General features: G+C 60.8%; 1 protein-coding gene and 1 pseudogene (1 of these 2 only partly in view). One reads left to right on the forward strand and one right to left on the reverse strand.

Translation table 11 applies throughout. The features are described from left to right. Positions 1-249 (forward strand): annotated as a pseudogene (locus J0H39_25670) (transposase); it begins 584 nt to the left of the window's first position. Between the two features lie 231 nt (positions 250-480). Here J0H39_25670 and J0H39_25675 read toward each other — a convergent pair. Further along, a partial coding sequence (locus J0H39_25675; protein ID MBN9500154.1) for an IS3 family transposase occupies positions 481-599 on the reverse strand: 119 nt, incomplete at its 5' end.

The following is a 599-nucleotide window of genomic DNA, read 5'->3' on the forward strand; positions in this document are numbered from 1 at the left end:
CGGCAGGCCGAGGTCGGCTCGGCCCGCACCATGCTCGACCGAACGCAGGAGCGCTTTGGCCTCTGGCCCGCGAGGCTCGCCGCCGATAGCGCCTATGGCTCGGCCGAGAACCTCGCCTGGCTGGTCCATGAGCGTGGGATCGAGCCGCACATTCCGGTCTTCGACAAATCCCAGCGCAGCGACGGCACCTTCAGCCGCTCCGACTTCACCTACGACCACGCCCAGGATCTCTACACCTGCCCGGATGGGAAGGAGCTTCACCAATATCGCCGGCGCTTCGGCATCATCCGCCAAGAGAAGACGTCGGCTTCGCGGTACGCGCCACTTTGCCGCAAACCAGCAGCTTCAAGAGCACGAAACTCTCAGAGATCGACAGTAGATCGATCCCGAGAAGTGAGTTTTTTGGAGACTGGTTTGACTCGAAGGCTGGGGCGTTGATCAAGGTAGGTATGGCCTGCTGCCGGTTTCGTGGACGCTCAGTTAAGCTAATCCCACCTTCTTTTCGAACTCGACCGGGCTGATGTAGCCGATGGTCGAGTGCCTGCGAACGGCATTGTAGAAGCGCTCGATGTAATCGAACACGTCGGCACGGGCATCGT

The organism is Alphaproteobacteria bacterium (assembly GCA_017308135.1).
GTDB lineage: Bacteria > Pseudomonadota > Alphaproteobacteria > CACIAM-22H2 > CACIAM-22H2 > Tagaea.